We start from the raw sequence: 19,913 nt of genomic DNA, 5'->3' as shown, positions 1-19,913 counted from the left end.
GATCCAAACGCTCCCAACGACCGTTCAGGTTGGACCTCCGCGCAGGCTGCGGCAAGTCGTCAGTCGTCGCGCGGGTCCAGCGCATAGCCGCAGACCGCGGGCAGGGCGGCCAGCCGCACCGCCAGGGTCTTCAGCGCCGCCTCGCCTTCGCACTGGATGCGCCAGCTGCGTCGCACCACGGCGCCGTCGTCGATCAGTTCGAAACGGTCGGGCGCGGGCCTGGGATCGACCGCGCGCAGGGCGGCCTCGACCTCGGCCTCGGGCGAAGGGGCGTCGCGGCGCCAGCGCACCTCGACGTCGGTCAGGGTGCGGTCGGGCAGACGCGCGCTGACCAGCCGCAGCGCGACCAGGATCAGGCCCGTGATCACCGTTCCCGCCGCGCCCAGGGCGAACAGCCCCGCCCCGAACAGCAGGCCGATGGCCGAGGTGATCCACAGCGAGGCCGCCGTCGTCAGGCCGTGGATGGAGAAACCGGTGCGGAAGATCACCCCGGCGCACAGAAAGCCGATTCCCGTCAGCACCCCGTGGGCCATGCGGGTCGGGTCGGTGACGATGTTCTCGTTCGGCAGGGCGCGGAAGGCCCAGTCGGCCTGGGTCATGGCCGCCAGCATCAGCAGGCAGGACGCCAGGCTGACCAGGATGTGGGTGCGGAACCCCGCCGGTCGGCCGCGCCACTCGCGCTCGAAGCCGATCATCCCGCCGGCGATCAGTGCGCCGGCGATGGGCAGGACGACGGTTTCCAGCCAAGCGGCGTCAGCCATGTTTCTCGACGTAAGCTTCGGGGTCTTTGTTGACCGGCTTCACCCCGGTGATGTGGCGGGCCTGGAAGGCGGCGAAGCGCACGCCCAGATCGTGCCGAGTCTGCAGGTCGGCGTTCCGGCGGAAATCGGTCAGCCCCTGCCGCTCCTCCTCGCCCATGTGCTTGGAGTTGACGACGTTGGCGGCGCCGACCGCGTCGAACCAGGCGCGGCTGCCGACCGTGTGGCCGGCCACGGCCTTGACCGCGTCGCGCAGCTTGTTGTGATCCTCGATGGCGTCCTCGGTCTCGCCCTGGACCGTGCCGTCCTCGGCGTCATTGGCGCCTTCGCCCAGTTTCAGCAGTTCGGGATAGAAATGCCGTTCCTCGGCCTCGGCGTGGGCGTCCAGAAAGGCCGACAGCCGCCCCCACACCGCCTCCAGCGCCTCGACGTCGTCCGCGCCGATTTGCTCGATCAGGGAGAACAGCCTGCGCTGTTCGGCATGGTCGTCAAGAATCAGCTGGGTGATATCCATAGTGCGGGCTCCTCGCAGCAAGGCTTGCGCCTTAAGAAGCCCTCGGACTCAGGTCCGGTTCCTGAACCCTCGACGCCGCTCCCGCAGGGGAAGGGCGCCGGGGTCAGGATCATTGCGTGCGGATCAGCCCGCGAACTTGGCTGCGTCTTCGTCCGAGATGTTCTCGTTCGAATAGACCTGCTGCACGTCGTCTTCGCCGTCCAGCGCGTCCAGCAGCTTGAACAGGACGCCGACCGAATCGCCCGTCAGGTCGATTTCCGACTGCGGCTTCCAGACGATGGCGGTCGACTTGGGATCGCCCAGCACCTTGGACATGGCCTCGGCCACGTCGTTCAGGTCTTCGAAGGCGGTCCAGATGGTGTGGCCCGGCGCGTCCTCATAGATGTCGGGCTTGACCAGGTCGCTCTCGACGTCGGCGGCGCCGGCCTCGATGGCGGCCTCCATCACGGCGTCTTCAGACCCCGCTTCGGCCGGATAGTGGATCTTGCCGACCCGGTCCCACATGAAGGTGACGGAGCCGCTTTCGCCCAGGGCGCCGCCGTTCTTGGCGAAGGCCGAGCGCACGCCCGAGGCGGCGCGGTTGCGGTTGTCGGTCAGGACTTCGACGATGACCTGGACTCCGCCGGGGCCGCGGCCCTCGTAGCGGATCTCCTCCATCGCATCGACTTCGCCGCCCGAGGCCTTCTTGATGGCGCGCTCGATGTTGTCCTTCGGCATCGATTCGGCCTTGGCGTTGTTCACCGCCAGACGCAGTCGGGGGTTCATCGCCGGGTCGGGCATCCCCGACTTGGCCGCCACGGTGATTTCCCGTGACAGGCGTGAAAAGAGCTTTGAACGGACCGCGTCTGCGCGGCCCTTGCGGTGCATGATGTTCTTGAATTTGGAATGGCCGGCCATGGAGTCGCTCGCCAGATGTCGAATATGCTGAGGGGCGCCCTTTACTGGATGCCGCTTCCTCTGTCACGAGAGGGGAACCGCCCGAACGCGCCGGGGATTATGCGCAGGCATGAATTGGAGACGCCGATGGCCGCCGCCGACGACACCTATCTGGACGAAGCCTATGACGAGGGCATCGACCACGCCCACGCCGGCGAGATCGTTCAGTGGTACGCCAAGCGGCCCGTCACGGTGTCGACCGCGGCGGCCACAAGCTCGCTGGTCGGCGCCTTTGCGCTGGGCGTGCTGACCACCATCGGCGCCCTGGCCGTGCTGCGTCTCTACGATCGGGACTAGGCCTCCCCTAGCCCGCCATCAGAGCCTCGACCTCAGCGCGGTCGCCAAGCGACGGCTGCGCCCCCGGCCGGGTCGCCGCCAGCGCCCCGGCGGCGCAGGCGAAGTGAAGCGCGGCGTCCGGCTCCATGCCTTCCAGCAGGGCCACGGCGATCGCCCCGACGAAGGCGTCGCCCGCCCCCACCGCGTCCACGGCCGTGATGCGCGGCGGCGTGGCCCAGGCCATCGCCACCCCGCGCCGATACATGACCGCTCCGCGCGCGCCCTTGGTCACGACCACCAGCCCGCCGCCGACGTGCAGGGCGTCGCCGTAGAAGGCGGCCTCCGTCTCATTGACCACCAGCAGGTCGGCGCGGCGCAGCAGGGCCTCCGACACCGGCGCGGCGGGCGCCAGATTCACGCAGACGAAGTCCGTCGCCCGGCCGACCGCCGCCTCCACCGTCTCGATCGGCAGCTCCAACTGGGCGATCAGCGGCGTCTCGATCCGGGCGGGCAACTGCTCCGGCGTAACGAAGTGGTTGGCCCCGGCGGCCACGGTGATCTGGTTTTCGCCCGTCGGATCGACAGTGATCAGGGCCACGCCGGTCGGCGCCGCGAGGTCCGTCTCCACCCCCGACAGGTCAACGCCGTGGGCCAGCATCAGGGCCACGGCCGCGCCCGACATCTCATCATCGCCGACCCGGCCGATCAGCGAGACTTCGGCGCCTAGCCGACGCGCCGCCAGAGCCTGATTGGCGCCCTTGCCGCCGGGATGGCGCGACAAGGTCGCCCCCGTCACCGTCTCGCCCGGCGCAGGCAGGGACGGCGCCGCCGCCACAATATCCAGATTGATCGAGCCGACGACGGTGATCCTCATGCGGCTTCTCCCAGCCTCTGCGTGATCAGGGCGAAGATCCCGGCCGCGTCGGCCTTCGTCGCCCAGAAATGGTTGGCCCCGGCCGCCTCGACGCGGAATTCGACCGCCGTGTGGCCTCGGGTCAGGTCGCTGTCCGTCTCCACCGCGATGCGGCAGGGCGTCAGCTCGAACAGGTCCGGCTTCAGCAGCCAGGCGACGGTGCAGGGGTCGTGCAGCGGCCCTGCGTCCCAGCCGACGACCTGCCGCTCCACCCGCTGGGAGAAGCGCAGCATGGCCGCCGCCGTGCGGGCCGAGGCCGTGGGCAGGGCCTCGATCGCCGCGATCCGATCCTCGGTCGCCCGCACCTGATGGGTGGCGTCCAGCCCCATGACGATCATGCGGCAGCCCGAGGCGAAGACCTCGGCCGCCGCGTCCGGGTCGGCCCAGATGTTGAACTCGGCCGAGGCGGTGATGTTGCCGCCTTCCGAGCGCGCGCCGCCCATGACCACGACCGGCCCCAGATGCGCCGCCAGCGCCGGCTCGGCCCGCATGGCCAGCGCCAGATTGGTCATCGGCCCCATGACGGCCAGCGCCACGGAACCCGCAGGCCGCGCCATCACCAGCCGCACGATGGCCTGCGCCGCCGGACCCTCGGCCACAGGCGCGGCGGGCTCGAACGGGGTCAGATCGCCCAGCCCCTCAGGCCCGTGGAACTCGCCCGCCCCGGCCGGATCGCGGCGCAGGGGGCGGTCGGCGCCGCCGTAGACCGGTACGTCCTCGCGCCTGGCGATCTGGCGCAGGATGCGGGCGTTGCGCGCGGTCTTGGCGGCGCTGACATTGCCGCCGACCGTGGTCACGGCCAGCAGGTCGAGGTCAGGCGAGGCGAAGGCGGTCAGCAACCCCGTGGCGTCGTCCACGCCGGGGTCGCAATCAATGATCAGGCTCTGTTTCACCGATCCGGTGTGCCGCCTGCCGCCGCCTGAATCAATCGCCCTTTACCCGACTCAATCCTCGCCGACCATCGAGGTCCAGGGATCGACGCGGCCCGCCTCGACCTCGGCGACCTTGACCGCGGGCCAGCCGATATTGCTGTTTGCCGAGGTCCGCCAGGCAGCCGACACGAAGTCGCGCAGTTCCGAAGCCCCGGCCGCCAGACGCTCATTGACGAAGACGGCGCCGCGCGGATCCGTGTCCTTGAACGCGCCCGCCTTCTCCATCCGATAAAAGGGGATGACGGTCGTCAGGGTGGCGTTCAGATGCGAGGCCGTGCGGGCGCGCAGGTCGAAGCCTTCGACGTTCATGGGCGCCATGGCCGCCTCGACCGCATCCAGACGCAGGGTCCGGCTGGTGAAGGCGCCCTCGAAATCGCCGTGGGTGCGGCGCGACTTGGTGAAGCCCTCGGGATTGGTCTCGCCCGCCCAGCCGTTGAAGTGGATGGTCGTGTGGTGCGGCTGGGACGCATCGCCGACGAAGTGGCTCAGCACCCCGATGTCGCGCAGGATCAACTGCTCGCGGCGTTCGCGGTCGGCGCGATACCAGGCCTGTTTGGCCAGGTCCGACTCGCGCGCCTCGGCGGCGGTCAGCACGCGCCAATAGGCGAAGTCGCGCTCCAGATTCTGCCAGGCGTCCATGATGGCGTAGGGCAGGTATCCGGCCTTATCCACGTCCAGACCGGCGCGGGTCAGGGCGGCGTCGTATTCCGACTTCAGGTGCGGCAGGTCGGCCATGGTCATGCCCCGCGCATCCATCACCCGGCCCTGATCGTCCATGTCGACGAAGTGGGCGGTGTCGCGCTCGCGGTCATGCGGCTGGCCCGCGCCCTTCCAGCGGTCCGGCTCGCGCGAATATTCGCCGACGTCAGACGCGGCCCCGGCCGTGCGCAGGAAGGCGGGCAGATCGCCCGGCAGGGCCCGCATGGCCGCCACGCCGATCACCCGGTGGCCCGAACTGCCCCAGGCCTCGACCTGAACGGCGGGCGCCGCGACCAGCATCAGGGCGGCGGCGGAAATCATCAGGCGTTTGACTTGTCGGTTCATGAGACGGCGCCGTGGGAAATTTCAGAAGGGGAAACGACGGCTTATCCCATTCCCGCGCCGGCCTCCACCCGCCGATCACGCCAGCTGCAACACCGATCACGCCGTCGTTATCTTGGCGCCGCGGCCAGCTTTTCTTGCCAATAAAGTGTTAGCGCGCACGATCAAGATGTTAACGGCGAAGAGACGCGCACCAGTATAGAACTTGAATTCGATCAATACTGATATCATATAGTCGCGATAGTCTGAGACAGATGCGCGATAGACTGGCCCCATTTGCGCCTTATCCACTACCGATACAGCGACTGATCTTATTCGCCGCAATTGCGCCGTAATTCGTCGTCAGAAACCGCCCTGCCGGAGCGTGTCGGGACCGGTGCCGCATGAAGTTTGATCGATGTTGAGCACGGCCGCCGCGCTTGCCATGTTGTGGACCATGGCCTTCTCCGGGTCCGGAGAGCCTGTCCCTTACGAAACGGCCGTCGCCCGCGACGCCGCAATCGTAGAAGCCGCCGCGACGGCCCCCGGTTCCATCGATTCCGCCGAAACGGCGGACCTGTCGGCTGAACAGCTCGAGCTGATGGCCGGCGATCCCGACTGGCGCGCCTCGGCCCGCCTCTATCATGCCGGCGGCGGCGGAGCGACCGGCAACGATTCCCTGGGCTGCCGCCCGATTCCGATGCGCACGGTCGCGGTCGACCCGCGTGTCATTCCGCGCCGCACCAAGCTGTTCATCCGCGAGACGGTCGGCCTGCAGATGGCCGACGGCACGGTGCACGACGGCTACTGGTACGCCTCCGACACCGGCGGCGCGATCAAGGGCGCCAAGATCGACCTCTACACCGGCCACGGCCGCGCCTCGATGCGCCCGGCCATGAGCCTGAACATGAAGACCCTGACCATCGCCGACGCGGGCGATTTCGACGGCTGCCCCCCGGCGTGGGAAACGGCCTCGAACTGAGGCTTTTCAGCCTGACGACAAAAAGGGCGGCCGGATCGAACCGGCCGCCCTTTTTCGTTAGGCCTCGGCCCGTCTTCAGAACTTCCGCTTGCCGCTGACCGTCTCGAAGAACAGGCGGAAGTCGCCCATCAGGCTCCACAGCGGATATTTGAACGTCGCGGGCCGGTTCTTCTCGAAGAAGAAATGCCCCACCCAGGCGAAGCCGTAACCGACCAGCGGCATGGCCAGCAGCCACCAGGGGTTCAGGGTGAAGCAAAACGCCAGAAAGGCCGCGATCACCAGCCCCGTCCCGACCACATGGATGCGGCGGCACGTCCGGTTGGAATGCTCATGGATGTAATAGGGGTAGAAGGCCTCGAACGAGGCGTACCGCCCTTGGGGTTGCTCGATGCTCATGGCCCCAGCCTGCCCCCGGATCGCGCCGGGGGCAAGTCAGGGATCAGAGGTCAGTCGAAACGCTTGCCCGCCTTCTTCGGCCCCTTGGCGAAGGGCTTGGCGCCGCCCTTGAAGTCCGGCTTGCCCTTGAAGCCCGCCTTGGGCGTGAAGGGCTTCTTGTCGCCCTTGTCCTTGAAGCCCGGCTTCTTGCTGAAACCGCCCTCGCCCGGCGCCGCATCGATGCGGGGCGCATAGGGCTTTTTCTTGAAGGGACGTTCGCCGTCCGCGCTGCGGCCTGCGTCGCCCTCCGGGCTCCACGGCTTCTTCTTGAACGGCGGGCGGCCCTGACCGTCCTCGTCGCGGCGGAAGGGCTTCTTGGCGTAGGGGCGGGCCTCGCCGTCGCGTTCGAAATTGCGGTTGCGCGCGCCCTTCATTGAACCGGGCGTCGGCGCCTCGGACGGGGTGATGCGAGCCTCTTCCTTGCTCTGGGCCGCCGCCGCGCGGAAGGCATCGGCGTGGCTCAGGGCGATCTCGAAGCGCGTCTCTTCGGGGAAGGTGCGGATGGAGCCGATCTGCTGCTTGGTCACGCCGCCGATGCGGCAGATCAGCGGGATCAGCCATTTGGGATCGGCGTTGCGGTTGCGGCCGATGTCCAGACGGAACCAGGTGACTTCGTCCGGCTGCAGACGATCGCCCGGCCACGGCGCGGGGGCGTAGTCGTCGCCGCCCGCCGCATCGCGTTCGCGGCGCGGCTTGCGCTGCGGGCCTTCGCCCGGATCGGTCAGGTCTTCCGGCGCCGGCAGGTTCTTGCGCAGCAGCACCAGCAGGGCGCGGGCCAGATCGTCCGGCGTGCGCTCCTTGACCAGCTTTTCGACCAAACCCGCATCCTCGTCCGCGCCTTCCTCGGCGAAGACGGGGGCGGCCAGCAGGCGCTGCTCGTCCTGGGCGCGGATTTCATCGGCGGTCGGTGCGCCCGACCAGACGGCCTCGACCCCGGCCGAGCCCAGCAGCATCTCGGCCTTGCGGCGGCGGCTGTGCGGGACCAGCAGGACCGAGATCCCCTTCTTGCCCGCCCGCCCGGTGCGACCCGAACGGTGCAGCATGGTCGCCTTGTTGATCGGCAGCTCGGCGTGGATCACCAGCCCCAGATCGGGCAGGTCCAGACCGCGCGCGGCCACGTCGGTGGCGACGCAGACGCGGGCGCGGCGATCGCGCAGCGCCTGCAGCGCCTCATTGCGCTCGCGCTGGCCCATCTCGCCCGACAGGGCGACCGAGGCGAAGCCCCGCTCGACCAGCGAGGCCTGAAGATGGCGCACCGAATCCCGCGTCGAGCAGAAGACCAGCACGCCCGGCGCCTCGAAATAGCGCAGCACGTTGACCACGGCGCGCTCGATCTCGTTCGGCGCGATCCGCATGGCGCGGTATTCGATGTCGTTGTGCGGCTGGCTGCGGTCGACGGTGTCGATGCGCACCGCGTCCTTCTGATAGCGCTTGGCCATGATCGCGATGTCGCGGGCGATGGTGGCCGAGAACAGCAGGGTGCGGCGCTCTTCCGGCGCCTGGTCGAGGATGTATTCCAGATCTTCGCGGAAACCCATGTCCAGCATTTCGTCGGCTTCATCCAGCACGACGACGCGAGCGGCCGACAGGTCCAGCGCCCCGCGGTCGATGTGGTCCTTCAGGCGGCCCGGCGTGCCGACGACGACGTGGGCGCCGTAGTTCAGGGCGCGGGCTTCCTTGCGGGCGTCCATGCCGCCGACGCAGGTGACGATCTTGGCGCCCGCCTCGGCGTACAGCCATTCCAGCTCGGCCGCGACCTGCAGCGCCAGCTCGCGCGTCGGGGCGATGGCCAGCATCAGCGGCGTGTCCGGCTGGCCGAACCGCTCGTCCTCGCCCAGCAGGGTCGGCGCCGCCGCCAGACCGAAGGCCACCGTCTTGCCCGATCCGGTCTGGGCCGAAACCAGCAGGTCCGCCTCGCCATGGCCTTCCAGGACAGCGGCCTGAACCGGCGTCGGTTCAAGGTAGCCCTTGTTCAGCAGGGCGCGGTCAAGCGCGGGATGGATCGCGGGAAAGGGCATGAAAGGCCTGGAGTTCAGATGCGAGGCGACCGTCAAACGGCCGCGCCCGGCGAGGCGTCGCAGCCTGCCGGGCGTCGGGGAAGGCGCTCCCTATACACGAATAACGGCGGCGGTGGGGCGAAATAGCCCGGCGTTCGCCGACAGCCCTTCGCGCGCGCCGCTTCACCCGGCCCGTCCCTCGCCTCACCCCGCCTTTTCCGGCAGGTGGAAGAAGTCGACGAACCGCGCGAACGTCGCCCGATCGCCCTCGATCGTCATCGCCCCCTCGCCTTCCAGCGCCTCCAGCGGAACCTTGCCGTAGACGGCGGCGGCCACGACCTGGGCCGGGGCGCGCACCACGACGTCGCAGCCCTCGACCTCGCCGCGCACGGCGTCGATAGCGCCGCCCGCCACGCTTACGACCATCCGGTCCTCGCCCAGAACAAAGCCCAGCCGCATCTCGGCGCCCTGCGCGCGGGCGGGATCGAACATGGTCTTGAACGACTGCATGATGGAGACGGCGCTGATCGGCAGGGTCGGGTCGTGCTGGGGCGAGCGCGCGGCCCAGCGGCCCAGCACCATGAAGACCGGCTCGATCTCATAGCCCCAGTCGGTCAGCTCATAGACCTGGACCGAGGCGGGCGGCGGCAGCTTGCGGCGCCGGACCACGCCCGAGGCCTCCAGCCCCTCCAGCCGCTGGGTCAGCACATTGGCCGACAGGCCGCACAGGTCTTTTCGCAGGTCGCTGAAACGCCGCGGCCCCATCATGAGTTCTCTGATGACCAGCAAGGCCCACCGCTCGCCCACCAGGTCCAGCCCGTGCGCCGCCCCGCAGGCGTCGTGATAGCGCCGGGATCGGGATTCGGACTTAGTAGTTACTTTTTCTAACTTCATGGTTGACTAACATAACATCAAGGCGCAGAACGACCAACATCATAGGGCAGGCCGTCCGGGGAGGGAGGGCCGCGCAAGGGAGGACCACCGCCGATGCCCAAGCTGATCTTCATCAACCTGCCGGTCGTTGACCTGCCGCGCTCCGTCGCCTTCTATGAGACGGTCGGGGCGACCCTGAACCCACTGTTCTCGGACGAGACGGCGGCCTGCATGGTTTTTTCCGACACCATCCACGCCATGCTGCTGACGCATGAGAAGTGGGCGACCTTCACCGACCGCGCCATTCCGGACGCGCACAAGACGGCCCAGGTGCTGATCTGCGTGTCGGAGGACAGCCGCGACGGCGTCGACGCCGTGGTCGATCGCGCCGCAGCCGCCGGCGGCCAGGCCGATCCCAACGCCAGGCAGGACTACGGCTTCATGTACGGCCGCAGCTACGCCGACCCCGACGGCCACATCTGGGAGATCATGTGGATGGACCCGGAAGCCGCCGCCCAGGGGCCGGAAGCCTTCGCCTCTCAGGTCGGCGGGGGCTGAGTCATGAGCGACCTCTACGAACTCAGCGTCAGCCGCTTCATCAAGGCCCCGCCCGAGACGGTGTGGCGAGCCTGGACCCGACACGGGACCGAATGGTTCACCCCGCGCCCGTGGAGCACGGTGTCGGTCGACCATGACCTGCGCCCCGGCGGCCGCGCCGACGTCGTCATGCAGTCGCCCGAGGGCGAGCGGCATGAGTATCGCGGCGTGGTGCTGGAGGTCGAACCGGGCCGCCGCCTGGTGACGACCGGCGCCTTCACCGAAGGCTGGATCCCGCAGCCGGGCGAGATGAACTTCGTCCGCATCGACACCTTCGAGCCCGAAGGCGACGGCACGCGCTACACCGCCCGCGCCCGCCACTGGGACGAAAAGGCCATGCAGGCCCACCGCGACATGGGTTTCGAGCCCGGCTGGGGCGCCGCCGCAGACCAACTGGCCCAGGTCGCCGAAAACCTCACCCCGCAGGAGAACGCGCCATGAGCGACAAGATCATTCCCTGTATCTGGTACGACCTCGGCCAGGCGAAGAAGGCGGCCGAGTTCTACGTTTCGCTGGGCCTACCCGACAGCCGCATCGAGCGCGTCGTCGCCAGCCCCGCCGACAATCCGTCCAGCCCCGAAGGGTCCGAACTGGTGGTCGAGTTCACCCTGGCCGGGCGCCGCTACGTCGGCTTGAACGGCGGTCCGAACTTTCCCCAGACCGAGGCCGTGTCGTTCATGATCATGACCGACGACCAGGCCGAGACCGACCGCCTGTGGGACGCCATCGTCGGAAACGGCGGGGCCGAGAGCGCCTGCGGCTGGTGCAAGGACCGCTGGGGCGTGAACTGGCAGATCACCCCGCGCCGCCTGATGGCCTTCTATGACGACCCCGACCCGGCCCGCGCCAAGGCCGCCTTCGAGGCCATGATGACGATGCACAAGATCGACATCGCCGCCATTGAGGCCGCTGCTGACAGGATCGGGTAGGCCAAGAAGCTAAGCCTTTCGATCTGTCGCTTTCGACCAAGACGACGACCCCGCCCGCCCCGACGATCCGCCCTGCCCCCTCAAACAGCGAGCCGCCGCGCGGCGAGCGATTGGGGCCAACCTCCGAAGGAGAACAAGATGAGCTACATCACCGGCTTCCTGACCCCCGTGAAGACCGAGAACAAGGACCGCTACATCGAGTCCGCCCGCGTCGCCTGGCCGCTGTTCAAGGGCTACGGCGCCCTGGCCCATGTCGAGAACTGGGGCGTGGACGTGCCCGACGGCAAGGTCACCAGCTTCCCCATGTCGGTGAAGCTGGAGGACGGCGAGGTCGTCGTCTTCTCCTGGCTGATCTGGCCCGACAAGAAGACCGCCGACGACGCCTGGGCCAAGATGCAGGACGACCCCGCCATGGCGAACATGGACATGCCCTTCGACGGCAAGCGCATGATGTGGGGCGGCTTCGAAACCGTCTTCGACGAGAAGCAGTAAGGCGGCCCCAAAGCCCTCCCCCTTGATGGGGGAAGGGAGACCGCGTCAATAAAAAAGGCTGAATTCACGTTGAGTGTTGGCGTCCTCGCTTACAACTGCGTCATCCTCGCCCTTGTGGCGAGGATCCAGACACGCAGCCGAAGCCGTTTTGAACGATCCGCTTAGACCAAGGCGCACGTCGAGGTTCTGGATCCTCGCCACAAGGGCGAGGATGACGCGCAGAAGAAACAACGCGCGTGGGATCGCTCGTTCGCCGACACTTCACGTGAAGACAGCCATAAAAAAGGGCGGCCCCGTCGGAGCCGCCCTTTTCCAATCATTTCCCCCGAATCAGCTGTCCAGGAAGGACCGCAGCTTCCGCGACCGCGAGGGGTGCTTCAGCTTGCGCAGGGCCTTGGCCTCGATCTGACGGATGCGTTCGCGCGTGACCGAGAACTGCTGGCCGACCTCTTCCAGGGTGTGGTCGGTGTTCATGCCGATGCCGAAACGCATCCGCAGGACGCGCTCTTCGCGCGGGGTCAGCGAGGCCAGCACGCGGGTCGTGGTTTCGCGCAAGTTCGACTGGATGGCGGCGTCGATGGGCAGGACGGCGTTCTTGTCCTCGATGAAGTCGCCCAGGTGGCTGTCTTCCTCGTCGCCGATCGGGGTTTCCAGCGAGATCGGCTCCTTGGCGATCTTCAGCACCTTGCGGACCTTCTCCAGCGGCATGGCCAGACGCTCGGCCAGCTCTTCCGGGGTCGCCTCGCGGCCGATCTCGTGCAGCATCTGGCGCTGGGTGCGGACGATCTTGTTGATCGTCTCGATCATGTGCACCGGAATACGGATGGTGCGCGCCTGGTCGGCGATCGAGCGGGTGATGGCCTGACGGATCCACCAGGTGGCGTAGGTCGAGAACTTGTAGCCGCGACGGTACTCGAACTTGTCGACCGCCTTCATCAGGCCGATGTTGCCCTCCTGGATCAGGTCCAGGAACTGCAGGCCGCGGTTGGTGTATTTCTTGGCGATGGAGATCACGAGGCGCAGGTTGGCCTCGACCATCTCCTTCTTGGCCTGACGGGCCTCGCGCTCACCCTTCTGCACCATCTGGACGATGCGGCGATAGTCGTCGATCGGCACGCCCGCCTCGGTGGCGACGCTGGCGATATGGGTGCGGATGGCATCGATCTGAGCGGCTTCGTTCTCGCTGAACTTGGTCCAGCGGACGCCCATCTCCTTGATGCGCTCAGCCCAGTTCGGATCCATTTCCGAACCGAAATAGGCCTTGAGGAACTCGGGCCGCGAAATGCCGTAGCCGTCGGCCAGACGCAGCAGGCGGCCTTCCTGGCCGATCAGGCGCTTGTTGATGGCGTACAGCTGCTCGACCAGCGCCTCGATACGGGCGTTGTTCAGCTTCATCGTCTTCAGGCGGTCCGAGATGGACGCCGTCAGGGATTCATAGGTCTTCTGGTCCTTGGCGGTCAGGACTTCGCCCTTCAGGCGCGCCTCGACCAGCTTGTCCTGCAGCTTGCGGAACTCGCCGAAATCGACGGCGATGGCGTCCAGCACCTCCATGACGCCGTCGCGCAGCTCGGCCTCCAGGGCCGAGATCGACATGGCGCCGCCGTCGTCGAAGTCCTCGTCGTCATCCTCTTCGCCGTCGCCGTCCGGCTCGCCGGTCGGCTGGGCCGGGGCGGGCTGGTTGTGCGGCAAGGACGAGGGATTCAGGATGCCGTAGGTGGCGTCCAGGTCGATCACTTCACGCAGCAGGATGCGGTTGTTGGCCAGTTCCTCGCGCCAGACCATAATGGCCTCAAAGGTCAGGGCGCTTTCGCAGAGCCCCGAGATCATGGCGTCGCGGCCGGCCTCGATGCGCTTGGCGATGGCGATCTCGCCCTCGCGGCTCAGCAGCTCGACCGAGCCCATCTCGCGCAGATACATCCGCACCGGATCGTCCGTGCGGTCATAGGCCGCCTTGGCCGGGGCTTCGGCGACCGAGGTCTCGGCGGCGGCGGCCACGTCGGTGCCGGTCGCCTCGGCGGCGTCCTCTTCGGCTTCGACGACGTTGACGCCCATCTCCGACAGCATGGCCAGGATGTCTTCGATCTGGTCCGGCGTGACTTCTTCGGACGGCAGAACCTTGTTCAGCTCCTCCATCGTCACATAGCCGCGCGTCTTCGCCTGGCGGATGAATTTCTTCACCCCGGCGTCGGTGAGATCGAGCAGGGGCCCGTCGGCGTTGGTTTCGGCGTCCTGCGTCTCGGTCTGCGCGCTCATTCAGTCTGTCTCCACGGCCGGCCGGGGGTGATCAGTCCCCTGCGGCGAAAATACAACGCCCGACGACTTCGTTGGTTACGAAGAAGCCGAGTCTTCCCAAATCGTTCCGGTCTTGATGGCTCGCCGCAGGGCATCGCGCTCAGCCTTCACCAGAGCGAAAGCCGAGTTATCGAAGGCCCGATGAGCCTCCGACTTCGCTGAAGCCAGCGCCTCGTCCAACGCCGCTGCGCGGGTCAGAGCGTCGAACGCTTGCGACCACCGGATCCTCGCCTCGCCGAGGGGCTTGTCTGCAGCCAGGAATGGCGCGCCGGACTTCGCCGCCGCCTTCTCGACCTCGTGCATCAAGGCATCATGACCCGATTGGGCCAGATGGCGGCGCAGGGCGGCGGAGTCAAGGGTCCGACCCGAGAAACGCAATCGAACCAGTTCCTGGGCCAGCCCGTCCAGGGCCGGATCGCCGAAGCCGTAGCGCGCCACCGCCTCCATGTGATCGTCCAGCCGCTCCGGGTCGTCGATGGCGCCGTGGGCCAGGGCGGCGGCGATCGGCTCGACCGAGCGGAACAGCGCCTGCATGGCCTGCGCCCCCTCCACCGTCTGCCCCTGCAAGGGCGGCGGACCGCGCCAGCGCCCGCCCGGCCCCGGCCGTCCGCCCGACTGCGGCGGCCGCTGCTGTTGCTGACGCGGGAACAGGGCGTCGAAGCGGTCGAACAGGTCGCGCCTGTATTGCTCGGCCAGATCCTTGTCCTGCACGGCGTTGGCCGCCTGACGCAGACGCCCCTTCAGCCCCGCCTTGCGCTCGGGCGTGTCGAGCGGTTCGGCCTCGACCTCGCGGCGGAACAGCACCTCGGCGAAGGGCCGGGTCGTCGCCATCGCCTGACGCAGGGCGGGCGCCCCGCGATCGCGCAGAATGTCGTCCGGATCCTGCCCGCCCTCCAGCAGGGCGAAGCGGAACGACTTGCCCGGCTTCAGCAGCGGCAGCGCCCGCTCGATCGATCGATAGGCGGCCCGCAGGCCCGCCGCGTCGCCGTCGAAACTCAGCACCGGCTCGGCTGACACGCGCCACAGACGCTCCATCTGCTCCTCGGTCAGGGCCGTGCCCATCGGCGCGACCGCAGGCAGGCCCGCCCGGTGGCAGGCGATGACATCCATATAGCCTTCGACGACGATGATGCCCTGCTCGCCCCGGCTCTCGGCGCCCATGATCCGCCGCGCTTCCGGCAGGCCGTACAGGGTCGCCCCCTTGTGAAACAGCGAGGTCTCCGGCCCGTTCAGATACTTCGCCCGGTCGTCCGGGTTCATCGCCCGGCCGCCGAAGCTGACGATGCGCCCGCGCGCGTCCAGGATCGGGAACATCAGCCGGTCACGGAAGCGGTCATAGGGCTGACCCCCGCCTTCCGGCGCGATCAGCATCCCCGCCTCGACCAGATCGCCCGGCCGCGCCCCGCGCTGGACCAGCGCCTGCTTCAGACCCTCGCGGTCGTTGGGCGCATAACCCAGGCCGAAGCGCTCCCACTGGTCCTCGGGCAGGCCGCGCTTTTCCAGATACTCGCGCGCCGCCTTGCCGACGCTGCGGCGCAGATTGGCGGCGAACCACTTCTGGGACAGGTCCATCCAGTCGGCCAGGCCCTGACGCTTCTGCTCGCGCTCGGCGGCCTGGGGGTCTTCGGCGGGCAACTGCATGCCCGCCTCGCCCGCCAGGCGGCTGACCGCCTCGACGAAGCTGAGCCGCTCCGTCTCCTGCAGGAAGCTGATGACGTCGCCGTGCTTGCCCGAGCTGAAGTCGTGGAAGAAGCCCTTGTCGTCATTGACGAAGAAGCTGGGCGACTTCTCCTTCGAGAAGGGGCTCAGGCCGACGAACTCGCGTCCCTGACGCTTGAGCTTCACCGTCCGCCCGATGATGTCGGACGGCCGAAGGCGGGCCTTCAACTCCTCGATGAACCGTTCGTCAAATCGCACGCCTGACCTATGCCGTCCGATGGCGGGCAAAGGCCAGCCCTCGCCCGCTCGCCGCGACGACGGCCCCCGACCAAAACACCGCCTGGGGATAAGTCCGTGGACAACCGCCTGACTTCCTTCTGTCGCACGACTGCGCTTTAAGTCGTTCCAGCCCTGCCGGAGCCCTTGCGATCATGCGCCGATTTCGTCTGCTTGTTCTGTTGCTGCTGCCCGCCGTCTTCCTGACCCTCGGCGCCTGCCAGACCATTCCGCGCCCGGCCTTCGACGCCGCCGATCTGGCCGCCGCCAGCCCGCCCTGGCGCTACGACTTCCTGACCCCCGAGGCCCGCGACCGCTTCGTGCGCGAGACGGTCAACACCCAGAACGCCACCCGCGATGGAACCTTCGACATCCTGGCCCTGTCCGGCGGCGGAGCCAACGGCGCCTATGGCGCGGGCGTCATGGTCGGCTGGAGCCAGGCCGGAAACCGGCCCCAGTTCGAGGTGGTGACGGGCGTTTCGACCGGCGCCCTGATCGCCCCCTTCGTCTTCGCAGGCCCGCGCTTCGATCCGGCGCTGGAGCACGCCTACACCAGCGGCCAGACCGATGACCTGCTGAAGTCGCGCGGCGTGCTGGCCCTGATGCTGCCCGGCGTCTTCAAGCCCGAGCCCCTGACCAATCTGGTGCTGAACAACATCTCGCCCGAGCTGCTGGCGGCCATCGCCGAGGAGCACCGCAAGGGCCGCCGCCTCTATGTCTCGACCACCAGCCTGGACACCCAGACCCAGGTCGTCTGGGACATGGGCGCCATCGCCCAGCGCACCGACCCGGCCTCGCGCCTGCTGTTCGTCAATGTGCTGATCGCCTCGGCCAGCATCCCCGGCGCCTTCCCGCCCGTCCTGCTGGACGTCGAGCATCAGGGCCGCCGCATTCAGGAACTGCACGTCGACGGCGGCACGGTCTCCAGCTTCCTGGTCGTGCCCCAGGCCCTGCTGCTGGAGACGCCCGACGCCCGCCCCCTGGGCGACGCCCGCATCTGGGTCGTGGTCAACGGCAAGTGGGATCCGCGTTTCGAGGTCTCGCGCATCTCGGCCATCAGCATCGCCGCCCGCAGCTTCGACACCATGATGAAGGCCCTGCAGCGCTCCGACCTGACCGCCGTCACCCAGTTCGCCCGTCGCTATGGCCTGACCCTGTCGGTGGCGGCCATCCCCGACCACGTCGAGGCCAACACCCTGGACTTCACCCAGGCCCACATGACCGCCCTGTTCCAAGCGGGCGAGAACGAGGCCCAGGCCGGTCGCGCTTTCGAGCGGCGCGTTGATCCGTCGGAACCACGTCAATCCCGCCGCCGCCACAGGGAACAAGCGCCGCCAGCGGTCGTGATCGCCCCACCTGTCGGTTAGGAATTGGTTAACCATATTGTCCGCAATGCGGCCGCAACCATCTGATTACGAACAATATTTTTCGTATAACGGCGGAACTGTCCACAGAGCCTGTGGATTCTTCCTGCGCCCCTGAGAAGCAGGGGCTGTTCCAGACGGAGCCGCCGCAGACCGCGAACGACGCCGTTGTCAGATGGGTTTTCTCATGTTCATCGCCATCGCCCGCCCGGCGGTGGAGCCCCAAGGCCCCGACGCCGTCGCCGTCCCCGGCTCTCCCGCTGTTCCCCTGCTCAAGCCTCGCGCCCTGCATGCCCGCCTACTGGCCAACGCCGCCCTGCGACGTCAACGCGGCTGGCTGCGTCGGCAGGAGGATCGCAGCGAGGACGCCGACTACTGGCTGCACGCCGCCGTCATCGCCATCGGCAAGGCGGCCGCCTTGCGTCGCGCCGAACCTGCGTCCCTGCCCTAGAAGCTCAACGCAGTTCGGGCAGGCGCCGCGCCAGGGATTCCTTCAGCTTGCGACCGCGCTCGGACAGGCTCTTGCCCCGGCGCCGTTCGCGCACCTCAAAGCCCTGGCCCCAGCGTTCGTGCATGGCGGCCATCAGGATCGGGTGGCGGTCGTACTGGTGCACGATCGCGCTGGTCCCGCCGTCCGGGTTCACGATCCGGCCGTCCGCCAGCGACAGGGTCTCGCTCGACGTCAGGCCGATCGTGGCGATCCGGCCGTAGTTGGCCGCCGCCTCCCCCTCGACCAGTCCCAGATGCAGGGCGATGTTGCAGGCCGCCTGATCGGCCCCGAAGGCGCCGCCGATCTCGGATCGGGGAATGGCCGCCAGCATCAACAGGGTGCGGCAGAAGCGGATCATGCACTCGCGCGGCCCCATGACGGTGCCGACGCAGACGCACGGCTTGTCCGCCAGGGCGCGCGCCACGTCCTCGCCGCCGACACCACGCAGGTATTTCATGTTGAAGGCATGCCCCTTCAGGCCCCCGTCGTACTCGACGAAGAATTCCGGCTTGGCGGGCGGCGGATCAAACGGCGGCGCCTGGAAGACCACATCGCGCACATCGGTCAGCAGGACGCTGCGCGCCCAGGGCCGTTCGCTCATCAGCATGTCGAAGGCGGCGAACCGCTGCATCACCGGATGAGGCCGCCAGGCGCTGTTGCACAGGCACGCGGGCGGTACGGACTCAACGTCATGCTCAGCCAGGAAGGCCAGCAGTTCAGGCTCCTGATCCGTCACCAGCACCACCGGGCCGGCATAGACCGCGCGCAATGAGCGCACGAAGACCGCCACGTCGGCGGCCTCATACCCTGTGGCGTAGCCCAGGATCAGATCATGCTCGGCCGCCGCAGTAGCGAGAGAGCCCCCCCTCTCCCCTGCGATCGCAGCAGAAACCCAACCGAGATAAGCGGACTTCGCTGCGGGAGCCCCCATTTACGCCCTCATGGAATCCACGAAACGCTTGAACAGATAGAGGCTGTCGGTCGGACCCGACGAGGCCTCCGGGTGATGCTGTACGCTGAACACGGGTTTATCCTTCAACGCAATCCCGCAATTCGTACCATCGAAAAGCGACACATGGGTTTCAACCACGGCCTCAGGCAGGCTGTCGCGGTCGACCGAGAACTCGTGGTTCATCGACACGATCTCGACCTTGCCCGTGGTCAGATCCTTGACCGGGTGGTTCGCGCCGTGGTGGCCCTGCTCCATCTTCAGCGTCTTGGCGCCCAGGGCGATGGCCAGCATCTGGTGGCCCAGGCAGATGCCCATCAGCGGCTTGCCGCTGTCCAGCAGCTTCCTGATCTCGGGCACGGCGTATTCGCCGGTCGCGGCCGGATCGCCCGGACCGTTCGACAGAACCACGCCGTCGGGGCTGCGGGCCAGAATCTCTTCCGCCGTGGTCGAGGCGGGGACCACTGTGATCTTCACCCCGGTCGAGGCCAGGGCGCGCAGGATGTTGCGCTTCACGCCGTAGTCGACGACCACCACCGACTTGTGGCCGGCCTCGGGCTGGGCGTAGCCGGTCGGCCATTCCCAGGCGCCCTCGGTCCATTCGAAGGCCTGGGTGGTCGAGGCGTCCTTGGCCAGATCCAGGCCGACCAGGCCCTTCCAGTCGCGCGCCTGGGCGGTCAGGGCCTCCAGGTCGAACTGACCGTCGGGATCATGGGCGATGACGGCGTGCGGGGCGCCCTTCTCGCGGATCAGCTGGGTCAGGGCGCGGGTGTCGACGCCCGCCAGGCCGATGACGCCGCGCGACTTCATCCAGGCGTCCAGCCCGCCCGTGGCGCGCCAGTTGGCCGGATCGGTCGGCACGTCGCGCAGGATGACGCCGCGCGCCGCGCGCTCGGGCGCCTCGCCGACCTGCTCGACGTCTTCTAGGTTCACGCCGACATTGCCGATGTGCGGGAAGGTGAAGGCGAGGATCTGGCTCATGTACGAGGGGTCGGTCAGGATTTCCTGATAGCCCGTCATCGAGGTGTTGAAGACCACCTCGCCGAGGGCCGAGCCGGTCGCGCCGACGCCGATCCCCGACAGGACCGTTCCATCTGCAAGCACGAGGACGCCGGTGGCGCCGGACAGGATTTGAGTCGTCATGGCGCAGGGCTCCTAGCAGTGAATACGGGCGGACAAACGGCGGCGTCGCTAAAGAGATGAAGAGGCCGTGTCAACACGGCCTCTGA

21 protein-coding genes are annotated in these 19,913 nt (G+C 68.0%); 8 read left to right on the top strand and 13 right to left on the bottom strand.

Annotated features, from left to right (window positions below; all coding sequences use genetic code 11):
* Positions 1–59 precede the first annotated feature (59 nt).
* From EGK63_RS07065 to EGK63_RS07055, 3 genes are all read right to left on the bottom strand, one after another.
* Positions 60–761 (bottom strand): MgtC/SapB family protein, encoded by a 702-nt coding sequence (locus EGK63_RS07065; protein WP_125900572.1) that lies wholly within the window; start codon positions 759–761, stop codon positions 60–62.
* Entirely contained in the window at positions 754–1,272 is a 519-nt protein-coding gene (locus tag EGK63_RS07060; protein WP_125900571.1) for a hemerythrin domain-containing protein, read from the bottom strand. The genes EGK63_RS07065 and EGK63_RS07060 overlap by 8 nt, the downstream gene beginning before the upstream one ends.
* Before the next feature lie 123 nt (positions 1,273–1,395).
* Complete coding sequence (locus tag EGK63_RS07055; RefSeq protein ID WP_125900570.1) at positions 1,396–2,169, bottom strand: YebC/PmpR family DNA-binding transcriptional regulator; 774 nt, start codon at positions 2,167–2,169, stop codon at positions 1,396–1,398.
* 126 nt (positions 2,170–2,295) lie between these two features.
* Here EGK63_RS07055 and EGK63_RS07050 point away from each other — a divergent pair, with 126 nt between their 5' ends.
* A complete protein-coding gene (locus tag EGK63_RS07050; protein WP_087140890.1) occupies positions 2,296–2,505 on the top strand; it encodes a hypothetical protein in 210 nt (69 codons plus the stop codon).
* Positions 2,506–2,512: 7 nt separating this feature from the next.
* On the opposite strand, the gene EGK63_RS07045 is transcribed toward EGK63_RS07050, so the two are convergent.
* Genes EGK63_RS07045 through EGK63_RS07035 form a run of 3 tightly spaced genes read right to left on the bottom strand, consistent with a single transcriptional unit; the run spans position 2,513 to position 5,373 of the window.
* Positions 2,513–3,358, bottom strand: coding sequence for a ribokinase (locus EGK63_RS07045; RefSeq protein WP_076223382.1), 846 nt, complete (start codon positions 3,356–3,358; stop codon positions 2,513–2,515).
* Positions 3,355–4,290, bottom strand: coding sequence for a nucleoside hydrolase (locus EGK63_RS07040; protein WP_125900569.1), 936 nt, complete (start codon positions 4,288–4,290; stop codon positions 3,355–3,357). The genes EGK63_RS07045 and EGK63_RS07040 overlap by 4 nt, the downstream gene beginning before the upstream one ends.
* 51 nt (positions 4,291–4,341) lie before the next feature.
* On the bottom strand, positions 4,342–5,373 hold the full coding sequence (locus tag EGK63_RS07035) for a S1/P1 Nuclease (RefSeq protein ID WP_125900568.1): 1,032 nt from the start codon (positions 5,371–5,373) through the stop codon (positions 4,342–4,344).
* A gap of 394 nt (positions 5,374–5,767) precedes the next feature.
* Between EGK63_RS07035 and EGK63_RS07030 the strand changes: the two genes are divergently transcribed.
* A complete protein-coding gene (locus EGK63_RS07030; protein WP_087138784.1) occupies positions 5,768–6,331 on the top strand; it encodes a 3D domain-containing protein in 564 nt (187 codons plus the stop codon).
* Between the two features lie 75 nt (positions 6,332–6,406).
* Here EGK63_RS07030 and EGK63_RS07025 read toward each other — a convergent pair whose 3' ends face one another.
* The 3 genes from EGK63_RS07025 to EGK63_RS07015 all read right to left on the bottom strand — a co-directional run bounded on the left by EGK63_RS07025 (position 6,407) and on the right by EGK63_RS07015 (position 9,657).
* Complete coding sequence (locus EGK63_RS07025; RefSeq protein ID WP_024353661.1) at positions 6,407–6,727, bottom strand: Mpo1-like protein; 321 nt, start codon at positions 6,725–6,727, stop codon at positions 6,407–6,409.
* Between the two features lie 50 nt (positions 6,728–6,777).
* Positions 6,778–8,784, bottom strand: coding sequence for a DEAD/DEAH box helicase (locus EGK63_RS07020; RefSeq protein ID WP_125900567.1), 2,007 nt, complete (start codon positions 8,782–8,784; stop codon positions 6,778–6,780).
* 183 nt (positions 8,785–8,967) lie between these two features.
* Positions 8,968–9,657, bottom strand: coding sequence for a helix-turn-helix domain-containing protein (locus EGK63_RS07015; RefSeq protein ID WP_125900566.1), 690 nt, complete (start codon positions 9,655–9,657; stop codon positions 8,968–8,970).
* Positions 9,658–9,750: 93 nt separating this feature from the next.
* Between EGK63_RS07015 and EGK63_RS07010 the strand changes: the two genes are divergently transcribed.
* From EGK63_RS07010 to EGK63_RS06995, 4 genes are all read left to right on the top strand, one after another.
* Positions 9,751–10,194, top strand: coding sequence for a VOC family protein (locus EGK63_RS07010; RefSeq protein ID WP_125900565.1), 444 nt, complete (start codon positions 9,751–9,753; stop codon positions 10,192–10,194).
* Between the two features lie 3 nt (positions 10,195–10,197).
* Complete coding sequence (locus EGK63_RS07005; RefSeq protein ID WP_125900564.1) at positions 10,198–10,674, top strand: SRPBCC family protein; 477 nt, start codon at positions 10,198–10,200, stop codon at positions 10,672–10,674.
* Positions 10,671–11,162 carry a VOC family protein gene (locus EGK63_RS07000; protein WP_003166059.1) on the top strand — a complete coding sequence of 164 codons (492 nt, stop codon included), beginning with the start codon at positions 10,671–10,673 and terminating at the stop codon, positions 11,160–11,162. The genes EGK63_RS07005 and EGK63_RS07000 overlap by 4 nt, the downstream gene beginning before the upstream one ends.
* Positions 11,163–11,300: 138 nt before the next feature.
* Complete coding sequence (locus EGK63_RS06995; RefSeq protein ID WP_003166060.1) at positions 11,301–11,654, top strand: DUF1428 domain-containing protein; 354 nt, start codon at positions 11,301–11,303, stop codon at positions 11,652–11,654.
* 330 nt (positions 11,655–11,984) lie between these two features.
* On the opposite strand, the gene rpoD is transcribed toward EGK63_RS06995, so the two are convergent.
* On the bottom strand, positions 11,985–13,907 hold the full coding sequence (gene rpoD / locus EGK63_RS06990) for an RNA polymerase sigma factor RpoD (RefSeq protein ID WP_125900563.1): 1,923 nt from the start codon (positions 13,905–13,907) through the stop codon (positions 11,985–11,987).
* 75 nt (positions 13,908–13,982) lie between these two features.
* Entirely contained in the window at positions 13,983–15,863 is a 1,881-nt protein-coding gene (gene dnaG / locus EGK63_RS06985) for a DNA primase (RefSeq protein ID WP_125900562.1), read from the bottom strand.
* Positions 15,864–16,036: 173 nt separating this feature from the next.
* On the opposite strand from dnaG, the gene EGK63_RS06980 reads away from it, so the two are divergent.
* Positions 16,037–17,248, top strand: coding sequence for a patatin-like phospholipase family protein (locus tag EGK63_RS06980; protein ID WP_125900561.1), 1,212 nt, complete (start codon positions 16,037–16,039; stop codon positions 17,246–17,248).
* Between the two features lie 184 nt (positions 17,249–17,432).
* Complete coding sequence (locus EGK63_RS06975; protein WP_125900560.1) at positions 17,433–17,696, top strand: hypothetical protein; 264 nt, start codon at positions 17,433–17,435, stop codon at positions 17,694–17,696.
* Between the two features lie 4 nt (positions 17,697–17,700).
* Here EGK63_RS06975 and EGK63_RS06970 read toward each other — a convergent pair whose 3' ends face one another.
* Both EGK63_RS06970 and carA read right to left on the bottom strand, forming a co-directional pair.
* On the bottom strand, positions 17,701–18,666 hold the full coding sequence (locus EGK63_RS06970) for a hypothetical protein (protein WP_125900559.1): 966 nt from the start codon (positions 18,664–18,666) through the stop codon (positions 17,701–17,703).
* Positions 18,667–19,827 (bottom strand): glutamine-hydrolyzing carbamoyl-phosphate synthase small subunit, encoded by a 1,161-nt coding sequence (carA, locus tag EGK63_RS06965; protein ID WP_125900558.1) that lies wholly within the window; start codon positions 19,825–19,827, stop codon positions 18,667–18,669. It abuts the gene before it with no gap.
* Positions 19,828–19,913: the final 86 nt, after the last annotated feature.

Source organism: Brevundimonas sp. 357, assembly GCF_003938605.1.
Lineage (GTDB): Bacteria > Pseudomonadota > Alphaproteobacteria > Caulobacterales > Caulobacteraceae > Brevundimonas.
This window is presented reverse-complemented; position numbering and strand designations above follow the sequence as displayed.

Coding starts and splice junctions, on each gene's coding strand:
- EGK63_RS07065 (WP_125900572.1), bottom strand. CDS start 761: ATGGCTGACGCCGCTTGGCTGGAAACCGTCGTCCTGCCCATCGCCGGC.
- EGK63_RS07060 (WP_125900571.1), bottom strand. CDS start 1,272: ATGGATATCACCCAGCTGATTCTTGACGACCATGCCGAACAGCGCAGG.
- EGK63_RS07055 (WP_125900570.1), bottom strand. CDS start 2,169: ATGGCCGGCCATTCCAAATTCAAGAACATCATGCACCGCAAGGGCCGC.
- EGK63_RS07050 (WP_087140890.1), top strand. CDS start 2,296: ATGGCCGCCGCCGACGACACCTATCTGGACGAAGCCTATGACGAGGGC.
- EGK63_RS07045 (WP_076223382.1), bottom strand. CDS start 3,358: ATGAGGATCACCGTCGTCGGCTCGATCAATCTGGATATTGTGGCGGCG.
- EGK63_RS07035 (WP_125900568.1), bottom strand. CDS start 5,373: ATGAACCGACAAGTCAAACGCCTGATGATTTCCGCCGCCGCCCTGATG.
- EGK63_RS07030 (WP_087138784.1), top strand. CDS start 5,768: ATGTTGAGCACGGCCGCCGCGCTTGCCATGTTGTGGACCATGGCCTTC.
- EGK63_RS07025 (WP_024353661.1), bottom strand. CDS start 6,727: ATGAGCATCGAGCAACCCCAAGGGCGGTACGCCTCGTTCGAGGCCTTC.
- EGK63_RS07020 (WP_125900567.1), bottom strand. CDS start 8,784: ATGCCCTTTCCCGCGATCCATCCCGCGCTTGACCGCGCCCTGCTGAAC.
- EGK63_RS07015 (WP_125900566.1), bottom strand. CDS start 9,657: ATGAAGTTAGAAAAAGTAACTACTAAGTCCGAATCCCGATCCCGGCGC.
- EGK63_RS07010 (WP_125900565.1), top strand. CDS start 9,751: ATGCCCAAGCTGATCTTCATCAACCTGCCGGTCGTTGACCTGCCGCGC.
- EGK63_RS07005 (WP_125900564.1), top strand. CDS start 10,198: ATGAGCGACCTCTACGAACTCAGCGTCAGCCGCTTCATCAAGGCCCCG.
- EGK63_RS07000 (WP_003166059.1), top strand. CDS start 10,671: ATGAGCGACAAGATCATTCCCTGTATCTGGTACGACCTCGGCCAGGCG.
- EGK63_RS06995 (WP_003166060.1), top strand. CDS start 11,301: ATGAGCTACATCACCGGCTTCCTGACCCCCGTGAAGACCGAGAACAAG.
- rpoD (WP_125900563.1), bottom strand. CDS start 13,907: ATGAGCGCGCAGACCGAGACGCAGGACGCCGAAACCAACGCCGACGGG.
- EGK63_RS06980 (WP_125900561.1), top strand. CDS start 16,037: ATGCGCCGATTTCGTCTGCTTGTTCTGTTGCTGCTGCCCGCCGTCTTC.
- EGK63_RS06975 (WP_125900560.1), top strand. CDS start 17,433: ATGTTCATCGCCATCGCCCGCCCGGCGGTGGAGCCCCAAGGCCCCGAC.
- EGK63_RS06970 (WP_125900559.1), bottom strand. CDS start 18,666: ATGGGGGCTCCCGCAGCGAAGTCCGCTTATCTCGGTTGGGTTTCTGCT.
- carA (WP_125900558.1), bottom strand. CDS start 19,827: ATGACGACTCAAATCCTGTCCGGCGCCACCGGCGTCCTCGTGCTTGCA.